We start from the raw sequence: 14,829 nt of genomic DNA, 5'->3' as shown, positions 1-14,829 counted from the left end.
CCCGAAGCCTGGCGAGCCTAAGCGAGTCAGGCTTCGGGGGAGAGGGGGTTAGCAGAGCAGTACTGTCTCTATGTTTGGACCGGCGGGGGGCCTTTTTCGGTGGTGAACTTGTCCGGCGCCGGCACGGGCACATCGGCGACCAATTTTTCGATCACCGCGTCGGTGTCCATGCCTTCGGCCTGAGCTTGAAAATTCGTGGCGATGCGGTGACGCAGCACCGGAACCGCCATCCGGCTGACGTCGCCGGGCGCGACGCTGAAGCGTCCGTCCATGGCCGCCAGAGCTTTGCCGGCCGCGATCAGGTTCTGGCCGGCCCGCGGTCCGGCGCCCCAGTCCACCAGTTCCCGCACGTACTCCGGCGCCGATTCATCTCTCGGCCGCGTGGCTCGCACCAACCGAGCGGCGTAGCGGATCACCAGGGGGCTGACGGCCACGCTGTCGATTAATTTCTGCACATTCAAGATCGCTCGACCGGACAGCACCTTGTTGGGTTTTTCGACTTCGCCCCGCGTCGTCGCCGTGAGGATCTTTTCCTCCTCGTCGGCCGTCGGGTAACCGACCTTGATGTTGAACATAAAGCGGTCGAGCTGGGCTTCGGGCAGGGGGTAGGTCCCCTCCTGTTCGATCGGGTTCTGGGTGGCGATCGTAAAGAACGGATCGGGCAGATCGAAGGTGTCGCGACCCACGGTCACCTGGCGTTCCTGCATCGCTTGCAGCAGGGCCGCCTGCGTCTTGGGCGGCGTCCGGTTGATCTCGTCGGCCAGCAGGATGTTGGTAAAGATGGGCCCTTCGACAAACCGAAAACTGCGGCGGCCCTGTTCGTCTTCTTCCAGGACCTGCGTCCCGGTGATGTCCGAGGGCATCAGGTCGGGCGTGAACTGGATGCGTTTGAAGCCCACGTCCAGGATGTTCGCCAACGTGCTGACCATCAGCGTCTTGGCCAACCCCGGCACCCCTTCCAGCAGACAGTGCCCGCGGGTGAAGATCGCAGCCAGCAATTGTTCGACCACGTCGGACTGCCCCACGATCACCTTCGCAAGCTCGGTCCGCATCTTCTGCTGATGCTGTGAAAATTCTCGCAGGACATCGCCCAGGTTGCGGGTCTTGCCGGACGACGACGTGGGGTTGGCTGACATGGTGGTGCAGAGCTAGCGATAAAGAGAGGGCAGAGCGAACACAGCGAAGACAGGCCATTATCGATCCCGAAGGCTGTGTTATCTTACGGGCAAGCGGTCGGCGGTGGCAACGCGGGCGGATGAGCCGTTGAGGCGAACCGCCTCGGTTCCTGGCCTGAGCCGTTTAGGCGAACCGCCTCGGTTGTTTGCCGCGCCCGCAGCAGATCGACGACTGGCCACATTTGCTAGGATGGAAAGCGTCGTGTCGACACAGCAGGTTGCCGCAGGCGGTGGCAGCGCAGAAGCCCCTATGGAGATGGAGTACGAACGGTGCGAAGTGTATTGATGGCGGCCGTGGCGGTGCTGGCTGCAGCCCTCACGCCGGGCGTGCTGCGCGCGGAGATCACCGCGGCCGAAGTCCAGCGGGCGATCAACGGGGGCGTGCAGTACCTGCGTTCGACTCAGTTGGAGGATGGTCGCTGGCCCGAGTACAGCAATTACACCGGCGGCCTGACGTCGCTGTGCACCCTGGCTCTGCTGAACAGTGGCGTGGCTCCGGACGACCCGGCGATTCGACGGGCGATGCACTACCTGCGCGGGCTGACCCCCGAACAAACCTATTCGGTTTCGCTGCAAACGATGGTGTTCTGCCAACTGGGTTCGGCCACCGATATCGCCGCGATCACGCGGAACGTCCGCTGGTTGGAAGCCGCCCAGCAGCCGCCGGGCGATTGGTCCTACCGGGCCACCGCGGCCGGCAGCGGCGACCCATCCAATACCCAGTTCGCGCTGTTGGCGTTGGGCGCGGCCGAGGAACGCGGCGTGCGAGTCAATCCGGCGGTGTTTGAGAAGTCCCAGCAGTACTGGCTGCAGACCCAGAAGAACACCGGCGGCTGGACCTACGACACGCGCTGGGCCAAGGGCAGCATGACGTGCGCGGGGATCGCTTCGCTGGTGATCTGCAAGGGGCGGGTCAGCCAGGGCGATGCGCGCATCGAGGGCGACAACGTGATCTGCTGTGGCGGCGACGGCGGCCAAGACGACCCGATCGAGCGCGGCCTGGACTGGCTGGGCAAGCGGTTCAGCGTCCGCACCCACCCGGGGTCGCAAAGCGAGTCGTCGTTGTTCTATTACCTGTATGCTCTGGAACGGGTCGGACGCATGACCGGACGCCGCTTGATCGGTGGCCACGATTGGTACCGCGAAGGGGCCGAGTACCTGGTCAGCGTCCAGGATCCTTTTCAAAACTGGTGGCGCGGCCGCGGCTTTGGCGAAACCGATCCCAACGTCACCACCTCCTTCGCCTTGCTGTTCCTGTCCAAGGGCAAACGCCAGGTCGTGATCGGGCGGCTGCATCACCCGACGGAGCCCGGCGAGCAGTGGCAGCGTCACGCCGGCGGCCTGCAACAGTTGGTCCGGCACGTCGAACGCAGCTGGGGCCGCGACCTGACCTGGCAAACCATCGAACTGGAAGGCGCGACGACGGCCGACCTGCTGCAGGCGCCCGTGCTGGTGATCAGCGGCAGTGGACCGCTGGCCTTTTCCGATGATCAAGCCGACCTGCTGAAGAGCTATGTCGATCAGGGCGGCTGCATCCTGTTCGAAGCCAACGCGGGCAACGGCTGCGGCGATGCCGGCCCCTTCGAGCGCAGCGTCGGCCAGCTGTGCCGACGCTGGTTTCCCACTTCGCAACTGGAGAAGCTGCCGCCGAACCACCCCGTGTGGTCGGCCGAGGGTCGTGTCCAGCCCAGCCGCCTTGGCAAAGATTATTGGCTGTACGGCGTGCAGGCGTGCTGCCGCACCGCGGTGATGTACACGCCGCAAAGTTTGACCTGTCGCTGGGAGCTGAGCGATCCGACCGGACACCGTGCGTTCGCCTCCGACGTGGTCCGCGCCGAAACCTCGACCGCCGCCCAACTGGGACAGAACATCATCGCCTATGCCACGGGCCGCGAACTGAAAGACAAACTGGACGCGCGTTCGATCCTGGTCGCGGACTTCGAATCGCAGGCTCGTCGCGGAGTGCTGCGAGTCGCTCGCCTGGCCATGGCCACCGGCAATGAAGAAGCCGCTCGAGCGCTGCCCAACCTGACGATGATGCTGAAGGAACGCTTTCCGGTGCGAGTCGTTCCGGTCGAGGGCGATGTGCCTCTGGATGCCGAACAACTGGCCGCCTATCCGATCCTGTGGGTGCACGGCCGCACCGAATTCGAGTGGACGCCTTTCGAGCGTGAGCAACTGCGCACCTTTGTCGAGAACGGCGGCATCGTCCTGGCCGATGCGATCTGCGGCAGCGAAGCCTTCGCGGCAGCGTTTCGCCGCCAGTGGGCCCTGGTCATGCCGGACAGCCCGCTGCGGCCGATGCCCGCCGACCATCCCGCGCTCTCGGCCCAGTACGGTTACGACCTCTCCAACGTCACCCTGCGGCGACCCGCCGGCGGTCCCGGTGGTGTCAGTGTTACCCGCCGGCAGGGCCCGCCGGTAATCGAAGTGGCCGAGCACGATGGCCTGGCCGCTGCCTACCTGTCTCCCTTCGATTTGAGCTGTGCGTTGGAAAGTCCCAATTCGATCCAGTGCCCCGGATACGATACCTCCGAGGCCGCCAAAATCGGGATCAACCTGATCCTGTACTCGTTGCAGCAGTAGCCCACGCGGCCCTCCGCCTGATACGTTTACCCGTACCTCAATGACTCCATTCCCCAAGTACTCAATCCAACCTGTTTATTCTCACTCCTAAGAAGGATCGAAACGGATGATTCAATACCCCCGGCCCGTTGTCCCGTCACGCGGCATCGCGTTGGCTGTGCTGTTGGTCTTTACCTCACTGACGCTTTCGCCGAGCCGCGCCGAAGACGCGGCCTCGGCGACCGGCAAAGGCACCAGCGAGCGAGTCTCTGGCATCGACACCTCGCTGCTGAGCGAAACGGTGACGCCGGAGCAAGATTTCTATCAGTACGCCAACGATGGTTGGCTCGAGTCGACCGAGATCCCCGCCGACCGCTCCGACTACGGCGTGTTCTCCATCCTGGATGACAAAACCAAGCAGCAGGTCCGCGAGCTGATCCAGGCCGCTGCCGATCAAACCGACGCGGTCCGCGGCACGGCGACGCAGAAGGTAGGCGACCTGCAGCGTTCCTTCCTGGACGTCGAAGGTCGCAACGCCCGCGGCATCGAGCCCATCCGGGGCATGCTGCAGCAGGTCTCCAAGATCGACTCGCTGTCGACCATGGGAACCGTCCTGGGCGAACTGGAACGTTTTGGCGTTGGCCACCTGTTCGGCTCCTACGTCTCGGTCGATGCCCGCAACAGCGATGCCTACACCGTGTACGTCACCCAGTCCGGCCTGACGCTGCCCGATCGGGATTACTACATGAAAGACGAACCACGTTATGAGAAGCTGCGAGAGGAACTGGTCCAGTACGCCGCGGACATGCTCCAGCGGATCGGCCACGACCAACCGCAACAGGCCGCCGAACAGATCCTGAAACTGGAAACCGCCATCGCCGAAGCGCAGTGGACCAAGAGCGAGAACCGCGACCCGGTAAAAACTTATAACAAGAAAACGGCCGACGAGATGGCCGAGATCCTGTCGGCGTGGCCCTCTTACGCGGCGGCCACGGAGTTCGATAAATCCGATGCCTTCGTGTTGCGTCAGCCCAGTTTCTTCAGCGACATCAACGACCTGCTGAAAAAACACCCGCTGAATACCTGGAAGGATTACCTGGCCTTTAAAGTCGTCGATGCCTACGCTTCGTCGCTGACCGAAGCGCTGGAGAAGCGGCATTTCGACTTTCATGGAACGGCCGTCACGGGCGTGACCGAACAGAAACCGATGTGGCGCCGCGGCGTGGAATTGACCGGCAGCGTGCTGGGTGAATTGGTGGGCGAACTGTACGTCGAAAAGCACTTCAAACCGGCCGCCAAGCGGCGCATGGGCGAGATGGTCGAGAACCTCAAGAAGGCGTTCGCCCAGCGGATCGAAACCCTGACCTGGATGGGCCCCGGCACCAAGAAGCAGGCCCTGGAAAAACTGGGTCAGTTCACCACCAAGATCGGCTATCCCGACGTCTGGAAGGATTACACCAAACTGTCCATCGGCGATTCGCTGCCCGACAACCTGATGGCGGCCGCGGCGTTTGAGCACCAGCGGATGCTGGACAAATTGGGCGGACCGATCGACCGCAACGAGTGGCACATGACGCCGCAGACCATCAACGCGTACTACAACCCCACGATGAACGAGATCGTGTTTCCCGCGGCCATCCTCCAGCCCCCGTTCTTCAACATGGCCGCCGACGACGCGGTCAACTACGGCGGCATCGGGGCGGTGATCGGACACGAACTGAGCCACGGCTTTGACGACAAGGGCAGCCAGTACGACGGAGCGGGCAACCTCCGCGATTGGTGGACCCCGGAGGATCGCGAGGAGTTCGAAAAACGGGCGCAGGGGCTGGTCGAGCAATACAACAACTTCCAGCCGCTGGAGGACATGAGTGTCAACGGCGAGATGACGCTGGGCGAAAACATCGGCGACCTGGGCGGATTAAATGTCGCCTACCACGCCTACCAACTTTCCCTCGACGGCAAACCCGCCCCCGTGATCGACGGGCTGACCGGCGACCAGCGGTTCTTCCTGGGATGGGCTCAGGTCTGGCGGCGGCTGTACCGCGAACCGGAACTGCGGCGCCGTCTGTTGGTCGATTACCACTCGCCCAGCCGCTACCGAGTCAACGGCATCGTCTGGAACATGGACGCCTTCTACGAAGCGTTCGACATCCCGAAAGACAGTCCGATGTACCTGCCCAAAGAAGAACGCGTGCGGATCTGGTAAGCACGTCGGCATGAATCTTTCGGTGAAACCCCGCGACAACACCCTCCCGCGCAGCGGGAGGGTCGGGCTCTCAGGCCCGGGGAGGGCCCTACGAAAACCCTCTCCGCCCCTCGCTCGGCCAGCGTCATAATACGGAAATGCGATTTCTTTGCATTACTTGCCCCCCGCATGACACAATGGATTGAGAACCGCAGTGGGTCGAACCACAATGGCCTGTTCTCTTCCTATTCTCTCTTGCCACTCTCGAGAGTTTCGTCTTGCTCGTAACCATTCTGTCGACCGTTTATCAACTGCGGTCCCGCCCAGGTGCGCCGCGGTCCGGGGCTGGCCTGATGCCAACCATTTTGACGCTCCTTGTCCTGGGCTGGGGCGCTGACGACCCAGCGGCGCGTCTCTGGGGCCAGGGGGCTGCGTTGCAAGCTGCGCCGGCTGCGCGCCCCGCGCAGGCCGGCCCACAGGGAAAGCCCCAACCGGGCAGACCGCCCGGGGGAAAACCACCGGGCGAGGGCAAACCCGGTAACCAGAAACCCGGCGAACAGAAACCGGGTGAGGGCAAACCCGGCGAGGAAAAACCCGAGAAAGAAGACACGCCGAAAACGATCCAGCGTCCCAACGAGCCGGCTTCGCCGCCGGACCCCGCGGAACTGAACGTCCGTCCCGGCGACGATAATCGGCTGGCGTTCTCGTTCCGCAACCAACCCTGGGTTGCCATCCTGGAATGGTTTGCCGAGATCTCGGACATGCCGCTGGACTGGCGCGAGGTGCCTGCCGACCACGTCAACATCGCCTCCTCGGGCCGCTACGACTTGGACCAAGTCCGCGATCTGCTGAACCGCCACCTGCTGGCTCGCGGGTTCGTGATGCTGAAGATGGACGACGGACTGATGGTCGTCAAAACCGAAAACATCAATCCGGCCCTGGTGCCTCGAGTCACCGCGGGCGAACTGGCGGATTTACAACCGCACGATTTCGTTCGCACCTCACTGGACGTGGGTTGGCTGTCGGCCAAGGAGCTGGCCGAGGAGCTGAAGCCCTTGATCAGCGGCAACGGGACGCTGGTCGCGATGGCGACGACCAACCGCATCGAAGCGATGGACGCGGCGATCAATCTGCTGCAGATCTCGCAATTGCTCGAGCGCGAACAATCGCCCGATTCGCGTCGCGATCTGGCCCCGGAGTTCGAACTGCGACACGTGCCGGCGATCGAAGCCAAAGCGATGCTGGAAGCGTTCCTGGGCGTCGGCAAGGACAAACAGCAGGCACCGATGACGCCCCAGCAGATGCAGATGATGCAGCAGATGCGGGCTCAGCAAGGCGGCAAGCCGGCACCGCCAACGAAGAAAGAACCCGAGATCTCGATCGTGGCCAATCCACGGCGCAATTCCATCATCCTGCACGCGCCACCCAACCGCATTGCCGTGGCTACCGAATTTCTGGCCCGCATCGATGTGCCCAGCGACTCGATCGTTTCCTTGGCCGACATCGAAAACCGGCTGGACGTCTTTCGGCTGACTTCGCTGGATCCGGAAAAGCTGCTGGAGATCATCCGCGGGATGAACATCCTGGAACCGACCACGCAGATCGAAGTGGACGAGGAGAACCAAGCGGTCATCGTGTCCGGCAGCGGTGCGGACCGCTTCATTGTGCGTTCTCTGATCCAGCGGCTCGATGGCAGCGGCCGGCAGTTCTACGTCCTGCCGGTACGCTTCCGCGATCCGCGCGCCGTGGCCGAATCCATCGCTTTCCTGGTGGGCGATGAAGACAAAGAGGACACGCAGACGCGCCGCCCGTATTACATGTGGGGCGGCAACCAACAGGAGGACAAGAAGAACGACGACAAGTTCCGCGTCGCCGCCGATGTGCAGTTTCGCCAGATCCTGTTGTGGGCCAACGAATACGAGATGGAGGACGTCCGCAGTTTGTTGGTCAAATTGGGCGAGCTGCCGCCGCCCGGCGGCAATCGCGCCACGGTCCGGGTCCTGGACGCCGCGCCCACGCCGCAGACCTACCAGTACCTCCAGCGGCTGAGAGACCAGTTTCAATTGCTCGCGCCCAACGCGGTCGAACTGCCCGAAGCCGACGCCTTTCCCGATCCCAACACTCGCCCGAATCAAACAGATGCAGAGGATCCCACCGACGCATCGGACGGTGGCGAGGGTGATGGGGATGGGGAGAGCGATGAAAAAGCCTCCCCGGATGCGCCGGCCGAAGATGATGCCCCGGCCGGCGACGATGCTCCGGCAACCGGCCCCGAGGGTGAGAACACGGCGATCGATCTGGCGGCGCACCAGGAGGGGCCCTTGCCCGAGGTCCGCAGCGGCCGCGACTTCGACCGCCTGTTCGGCTCGGGAAACGCCGGCACCTCGTCAGAAGAGGCTTCCGGCGGCCGCCCGGACTCCGTCGCCGCCGCCCCGCCGGCGGCCGACGGCGGCGAGCCGGCGGTGCGCTTCGAAGTCGACGCGCAGGGTCGTATCTTGATGATCAGCCGCGACACCGAGGCGTTGGACCGGATGGAGAACCTGATGTTGCAGGCCCCACCGCCGCAGCGGCCCTACGAGGTGTTCTATGTCCAGCACACGTCGGCCTACTGGATGGAGCTGAACCTGACCGACTTCTTCGAAGACACCGAGCAAGAGGACAGTTCGTCGGATTCGTTTTTCCGCTGGTATTGGGACATGCCCGCCGAAGAAGAGAGCCAACCGGGCGGGCTGGGCGCCTCGCAACCGCTGAAGTTCGTCTCCGACGACGACACCAATACCGTGATCGTCACCGGCGCGACCAAGGAGCAGTTGCAGACGATCGGCGAATTGATCGAGCTGTGGGACGTCCCCGAGCCGGTCAACAAGCGGCGGGCACGGTACACGCGGCTGGTCCCGGTGCAGTATTCGCGAGCCGAAAAGATTGCCGAAACCGTCAAGGACGCCTACCGCGACCTGCTCAGCAGCAACGACAAGGCGTTCCAACAGGGGCAAGGTCGCGGCGGCGGGCAGGGTGGCCAGCAGCAAAACATGCCGGACCGGGCTCGCGGTGGCAACGGCAGCGAGTTGGTCGACCAGGGTGGCAAAGAGGGCGGTGGCAGCGACTTTACCTTTAAGGGTAAATTGTCGGTGGGCGTCGACGAGGTGGGCAATACGTTGTTGGTCAGTGCAGAGGGGGAGCCGTTGCTGGAACTGGTGGTCGATATGATTCGCCAGCTGGATGAAGCGGCTCGTCCGCAGGGCGACGTGCAGGTTCACCGCGCGGTCGGATCGATCAACATCGAATCGCTCGAAGCCGCCCTGCAAGCATTCACCGACGAACCCATCGGGCGGCGGCCGAACCGCCAACCAGCGACCACCGAAAGCAACGATAAGCGTGTCGAAACCAACCCTTGATTCCGTGGCGGTCCTCGCATGATGCGGACCCAAGGGGAATCTCCTACTACCCACCGCTGGGCCCGCGGGGTCATCCGCTACTGGTACCTGGTGCTGATCGCCTGGTTTTCCGTCCTGGTCCTGACGCGGTTGCTGTCGCCCGCCTGGAATGCGATCGCCTACGACGGCGACTTTGAATACCTGCCGGCCAATCTGCCCAGCGTTGCTGGACGGGCGTTGTTGGACGAAGCGTTTCCCGACGAGCGGGCCCGCAGCGACATCATCATCGTGCTGGCCCGGCAAGACCAACCGCTGACCGCATCCGACGACTCGGTCGCCCTGGACCTCCAGCGCCGGCTGTCCCATCGTTTGGCCGAAGTGACGCTTGTCAAAGCGGCCGAGGCGGGATGGCAGGGCGGCGTGCCGGCCGAGGGCAGCCGCGCCGCCGAATGGATCGAGCGCGCCCGCCAGTTGCTCAAGCAGTCGCTCGACGCCGACGCCCGCCTCTACGAACAATTCGCCGACTGCCTGCCGCCGGACATCTCGCCCAGCCCGACCGAACCCCGGATGGCGATCGCTTACTGGGACAATGCCAACCTGCTCGAAGAACTGGGCGAGGTCGATGTCTCGGCATCGGACCGCCAAGCCGCTTTGGAACTGGTGCCCGATATAGCCAAGCGGGTGGCGCCGATTCCGCAGCGCGACCTGGGCGCCTGGATGCCGCTGCTGAACGTGCTCAGCTGGGACGATCCGGCCATCGGACACCGCTTGCAGGTTCCCCATGCCCGGCTGATTCGGTTGCAACTGGAATCGGAGCTGGCGGCGACCAGCAACATTGCCACGCTGGAAGCGATCGAACAGATGATCGCCCAGGTCCGGCGGTTCTCGGGGCACTGCACCCAGCCGGGTCTGGAGATCCTGCCCACCGGTTCGGCCGCGATCGGCGGGCAAACCCTGATGGCCGCCCGCGACGCGATCCGCTACACCGAAATCTTTACCGTCCTGATGATCCTGGTGATCCTGGCCGGCGTCTATCGGGCTCCGCTGTTGGTCCTGGTTCCGTTGGTGTCGATCGGCGTGGCCGTGGTCACGGCGACCGGCTTGGTGGCCGTCCTGGCTCATGCGGCACGCGTCGATCCGGACGACTGGTTCGACCTCCGCGTGTTTACCACCTCGCGGATCTTCGTGGTCGTGATCCTGTTCGGGGCGGGCACGGATTATTGCCTGTTCCTGATCTCGCGGCTGCGCGAAGAGGCCCGTCGGCGGCCCTGGCGGCGAGCCTGCGAGCTGGCTTTGTCGCGGGTGACACCGGCCCTGTTGGGCAGCGCGATGACGACCGTCTTGGGACTGGGCATGCTGTGGTTCGCCCGGTTCGGCAAGTACCACTACACCGGGCCGGTGATCGGTCTGTGCTTGCTGGTCGGCCTGTTGGTGTCGCTGACGCTGACGCCGGCCTTGCTGTACGCCCTGGGGCCGCGTGTGTTTTGGCCCAGCCGGATCCGGCAACAACCCGAACGCCAAGCCGGCGTGTGGGGCACGCTCTCGCTGGCCATGACGCGCTATCCCTGGACGACCATGACCGCCGGCATCGCACTGCTGTTGATTCCCGGTGTGTACGGCACGATCAAAGAACGCGACGTCACCTACGACCTCAGCGGCCAGTTGAGCCACCAGGCCAGCAGCCGCCGCGGACTGGAGCTGTTGTCGCAGTACTTCTCGATCGGCGACTCGAATCCCACGACCGTCGTGTTGGTGCATGCGCAGCCTCGACCGCGCGAGCAGATTCGCCAGGAAGTGCGTCAGCTTCGCGAACAACTGTACCAGCTCGATGGTGTGATCGCCGTGCGTACCGCCAGCGACCCGCTGGGCGATTACGCCCTGGGCGATAACCCGCCCAAACGCATGGGCCTGCTGGACCCCAACGCTTGGCGGCGGCGTTTGCTCCGCCAACACCCGATCGCCAAACGTTACTTCTTCAGCGAAGTGCCCAAATACGCCGATCGCTTGGCGCGGATCGATGTGGTGATCGAAGGCGACCCGTTCGGCGCGGAAACCGCCGCACAGGTCAGCGACTTGCGGTCTTGGCTCAAGCAGTACAGTACCTCCGAGGATTCGGCCTGGGCCGGCGCGGAGGTGTATGTCGCCGGCACCACGGCCTCGATCATCGATCTCCGCCGGGTAACGGTACGCGATAATCAACGCATCAAGGTCGCCGTCGTGCTGGCGGTGCTGGCGGTGTTGATCCTCGTGCTCAAACGGTTCTGGTTGTCGCTGTATTTGATCTTCACCGTCCTGCTCAGCTACTACGCGACCGTTGGGATTACCGCGGTGGTGTTTCAGTGGATCTATGGTCCCGACTATTTGGGGTTGGACTGGAAGCTGCCGCTGTTTCTGTTCGTGATCCTGGTCGCCGTCGGTCAGGACTACAACGTCTATCTGGTGACGCGGGTGCTGGAGGAGCAGCGGCGGGGCGGGTGGTTGTCGGCCCTGCGGCGCGCGGTCTCGCGAACCGGCGGGATCATCACCGCCTGCGGGCTGGTGATGGCCGCCACGTTCTTCAGCATGACCGCGTCGGCCTGGTTCCCGTGGCTGGCGGAGCGAGCCGGGCTGGCCCAGCAGCCCTCGCAGGGGACCCTGCATGGGATCGTCCAGCTGGGCTTTGCCTTGGGCCTGGGCGTCCTGGTCGATACCTTTTTTGTCCGCACCTTCCTGGTCCCCAGCTTTATCACGATCGTGGATCGCCGCCGCAAAAAGTTGCCCTTGCGTTCAGGTTCCACTGGGGACGATAGTCCGTAGGACGGCCGTACCAGCGGTCGACCTCAATACTATCCCACCTGTCGAGCGGAACGATGACGCAGCAAGCCGTGGCGATCCAGCACCTGCTGAGCGAAACCGAACTGTACCTGGTTTACTTGGAGGTCGCTCGCCGCGACCACCAGTGGCGCATCCAAGCCCTGTACGGCCAGCGCGAGCGGCCGGCGAGCCACACCCCCTTTCGGCCGCTCGATCAGGCCACGTTCGCGGAGCGGCGGCAGGCAGCGAAACACCTGCCCGAGGGGCTCGAGCGGTTCCAGCAACAATTGCTGCGGCGAGCGCATAGCTACCGCGTGGATGTCGCTCGTGTGATCAACGCCTCCGACACTCACGACGCGACCCCGCCCGTTTCGACCCCGCCCGTTTCGACCCCGCCCGTCCGCCGGCGTTCGGCCTAACGGCTTTCCCATTGTTCTGGAGCGAAGTGTCTTTATGCGGGCTCTGATCTCTCTGCTTCGTGCGGCCCACTGTCGTAGCACGCATCACTTTTTTGCCATCGACGCCCTGGCACACCTCCAGAGCGATCCCGGCCGGCGGCTGGGCCGGTTGTTGCTGCGCCACTTCGACCGCTACCTGGCCGGTGCCAAGGATCCCGATACGCGGTTTCGGGATTTCCATAACCACGTCGTCCATGTGACCGACGGTTATTGGGGCGGGGCACCTGCCAAAGCGATTCGCTGGTACGAACGCCTGCAGAGGCTGCTGCAGGAGGGCCGGTACGCCGAAGCGGCCCACGCCATGGGAGTGCTCAGCCACTACTTCACCGATCCCCTGCAGCCGCTGCATACGGCCCAGAGCGATCGCGAACAGCTGGTGCATCGGCCCATGGAATGGAGCATCACCAAGAGCTACGAATCGATCCTCGGGCAGTGGCATCGCACCGGCGTGAAGGTGCAGTTCCAGCTGTCGGAGCAACCGGGCTGGTTGGCCGAAGCGATCCTGCACGGGGCTCGCATTGCCCACACCGCCTACGATCCGCTGATCCAGGCCTACAACCTCGAAGCCGGCGTGAAGGATCCTCCGCGAGGTTTGAACGCGCCCTCGCGTCAGACTCTAGCGGAATTATTCGCCCTGGCGATCACCGGACTGGCCCGCGTGATCGATCGCGCGGGCCGCGAAGCCGAACAGCAACGCGGCAGCGAGCTGCCGCCAGCCACGCTCTCGATGGCTTTGGTCATGGCGGGCGTCAAGGTGCCGCACCGGTTGCTGCTCCGCCGCATCGAACGACGGGACGAGCAGCGAGCGGTGGAAGCGATTCTGGCCGAGCACCAGCGCAGCGGCACGCTTCGCCGGCACGTCCCCGAGGAATGCAAAACCGTCCGTCGCTCGGTCGCCGTCTACCACCGAGAACGCCGACAGCGCCGACAGCGAGAACGAACCGTCGCAGCCGGAGAACTCGGCGGCGCAGCGGAAACAGCGATCCCACGGGCTTCGCAGGAAACCTACATCCAGACCGCCCAGCAGCTCGAGCGACAGCGGCAGGCGGCGATGCAGCGTGCCGAGCAGGCGATCCGCCAAGTCGAAGAGAAGCGCGGCAGCCGAACGGCGGCGGCGGAACCGGACGAGGCCGCCGCGGAGGAACCGCCGGCGACGATTCCGTTTCGACCGCGAGGGCTGTCCACGGGTCCGCGTTTGTCGGTCCGGGCGCCGATCGTCGACGCCCCTTCGATCGGTCCCAAGACGGCTGCCAGACTGCAGGCCATCGGAATCGAAACCGTCGGAGACCTGCTCGAAGCCGGCGCCGAGTCGACCGCGCGCCGGTTGGCGACGCGTTGGATCGACTCCCAGCGAGTCGAACACTGGCAGGCGCAGAGCCGACTGATGTGCAGCGTTCCCGGCCTCCTGGCCCGGGATGTCAAGCTGTTGGTCGGCAGCGGTTGCCGGACGCCGGCCGAGCTGGCTGACAGCGACGCCGACGCGCTGCACAAAACGATCCTGCGATTCGCGGCCACCTCGGCCGGCCGCCGAGCGCTGCGAGGAGCCGAGCCGCCTACGCTGCAAGACGTCCAAGCCTGGCTTGGCAGCGCCAACCCAAGCGGCTCCGCCGCCGCCTGACGCGTTCGAGGCTACCGTCTGGCGCCGCTCCGCGGCGGGTTGGTTGGCGGGGTGAGGTGCGTCGTAGAGGGGCGTAGAGGGCTACGCCTTCGAGGCACGTGCCGAGGTCGGCTACGGGAAACTCGCGGAGCGAGGACATGTGGTAGCCAGGGGCGCGAGCCCCATCACGTGCCAAACCCTGGAGGGGTGGCATGAGGTTTCATGTCGCTCCGCCGGAGCGAAGGTCGGCGGGGACAGGGCACGCAAACAATCCGCCGACGGGGACAGGGCACGCACGGCACGCCAGGGACAGTGCATGCATACGGTCGGCGGGGACAGAGCACGCAAACGAAACCCGCTAGCTGCTAGCATGCGTCGGCTGGGCATGCACTGTCCCCGGTCACTGCTGAATCGCGAAGCGATGGCAGTGGATAGCCTCGGATGCCAATCCGAGGTGGGAAGCCCCAAGATACGTCGGAAGTCGCGGAGCGACGGCAGGTGAATTGTCCCCGCACCTTGCCGCGTCAGGCGAGGACTCACGTCGCTCTAACCAACGGTCGTCGCTTCGCGACTGGCAATGGGGTGGGGTGCCCGCGACCTGGGATTGCATCCCAGGCTATCGACGGTCGTTGCTTCGCAACTGGCAATCGCCTGCGATCCGCCGTCGGGGACAGTCCGCCGA

The 14,829-nt window shown here is 64.4% G+C and carries 7 protein-coding genes; 6 read left to right on the top strand and 1 reads right to left on the bottom strand.

All coding sequences use genetic code 11. The annotated features are described in order from the left end of the window. Positions 1 to 68 precede the first annotated feature (68 nt). Entirely contained in the window at positions 69 to 1,136 is a 1,068-nt protein-coding gene (locus GE027_RS16725) for an AAA family ATPase (protein WP_153558360.1), read from the bottom strand. A gap of 309 nt (positions 1,137 to 1,445) precedes the next feature. Between GE027_RS16725 and GE027_RS16720 the strand changes: the two genes are divergently transcribed. The 6 genes from GE027_RS16720 to GE027_RS16695 all read left to right on the top strand — a co-directional run bounded on the left by GE027_RS16720 (position 1,446) and on the right by GE027_RS16695 (position 14,168). After that, entirely contained in the window at positions 1,446 to 3,761 is a 2,316-nt protein-coding gene (locus tag GE027_RS16720; protein ID WP_237607601.1) for a DUF4159 domain-containing protein, read from the top strand. A gap of 106 nt (positions 3,762 to 3,867) precedes the next feature. Beyond that, the gene (locus tag GE027_RS16715; protein WP_153558359.1) at positions 3,868 to 5,946 is read left to right on the top strand and encodes a M13 family metallopeptidase; all 2,079 of its coding nucleotides are present in this window, start codon (positions 3,868 to 3,870) and stop codon (positions 5,944 to 5,946) included. Between the two features lie 344 nt (positions 5,947 to 6,290). Then, positions 6,291 to 9,320, top strand: a complete 3,030-nt coding sequence (locus tag GE027_RS16710; protein WP_153558358.1) for a secretin N-terminal domain-containing protein — start codon at positions 6,291 to 6,293, stop codon at positions 9,318 to 9,320. Between the two features lie 18 nt (positions 9,321 to 9,338). Next, on the top strand, positions 9,339 to 12,095 hold the full coding sequence (locus tag GE027_RS16705; protein ID WP_237607600.1) for an MMPL family transporter: 2,757 nt from the start codon (positions 9,339 to 9,341) through the stop codon (positions 12,093 to 12,095). A 53-nt stretch (positions 12,096 to 12,148) separates the two neighbouring features. Beyond that, positions 12,149 to 12,511 (top strand): hypothetical protein, encoded by a 363-nt coding sequence (locus tag GE027_RS16700; RefSeq protein WP_153558357.1) that lies wholly within the window; start codon positions 12,149 to 12,151, stop codon positions 12,509 to 12,511. A 34-nt stretch (positions 12,512 to 12,545) separates the two neighbouring features. Continuing rightward, positions 12,546 to 14,168 (top strand): DUF4332 domain-containing protein, encoded by a 1,623-nt coding sequence (locus tag GE027_RS16695; RefSeq protein ID WP_153558356.1) that lies wholly within the window; start codon positions 12,546 to 12,548, stop codon positions 14,166 to 14,168. The last annotated feature ends 661 nt before the right edge of the window (positions 14,169 to 14,829 follow it).

The sequence above is a fragment of the Roseimaritima sediminicola genome (assembly GCF_009618275.1).
Classification (GTDB): Bacteria; Planctomycetota; Planctomycetia; order Pirellulales; family Pirellulaceae; genus Roseimaritima; species Roseimaritima sediminicola.
The sequence above is the reverse complement of the archived record's forward strand: the minus strand, read 5'-3'. Positions and strand labels throughout refer to the sequence as shown.

Coding starts and splice junctions, on each gene's coding strand:
- GE027_RS16725 (WP_153558360.1), bottom strand. CDS start 1,136: ATGTCAGCCAACCCCACGTCGTCGTCCGGCAAGACCCGCAACCTGGGC.
- GE027_RS16715 (WP_153558359.1), top strand. CDS start 3,868: ATGATTCAATACCCCCGGCCCGTTGTCCCGTCACGCGGCATCGCGTTG.
- GE027_RS16705 (WP_237607600.1), top strand. CDS start 9,339: ATGATGCGGACCCAAGGGGAATCTCCTACTACCCACCGCTGGGCCCGC.
- GE027_RS16700 (WP_153558357.1), top strand. CDS start 12,149: ATGACGCAGCAAGCCGTGGCGATCCAGCACCTGCTGAGCGAAACCGAA.
- GE027_RS16695 (WP_153558356.1), top strand. CDS start 12,546: ATGCGGGCTCTGATCTCTCTGCTTCGTGCGGCCCACTGTCGTAGCACG.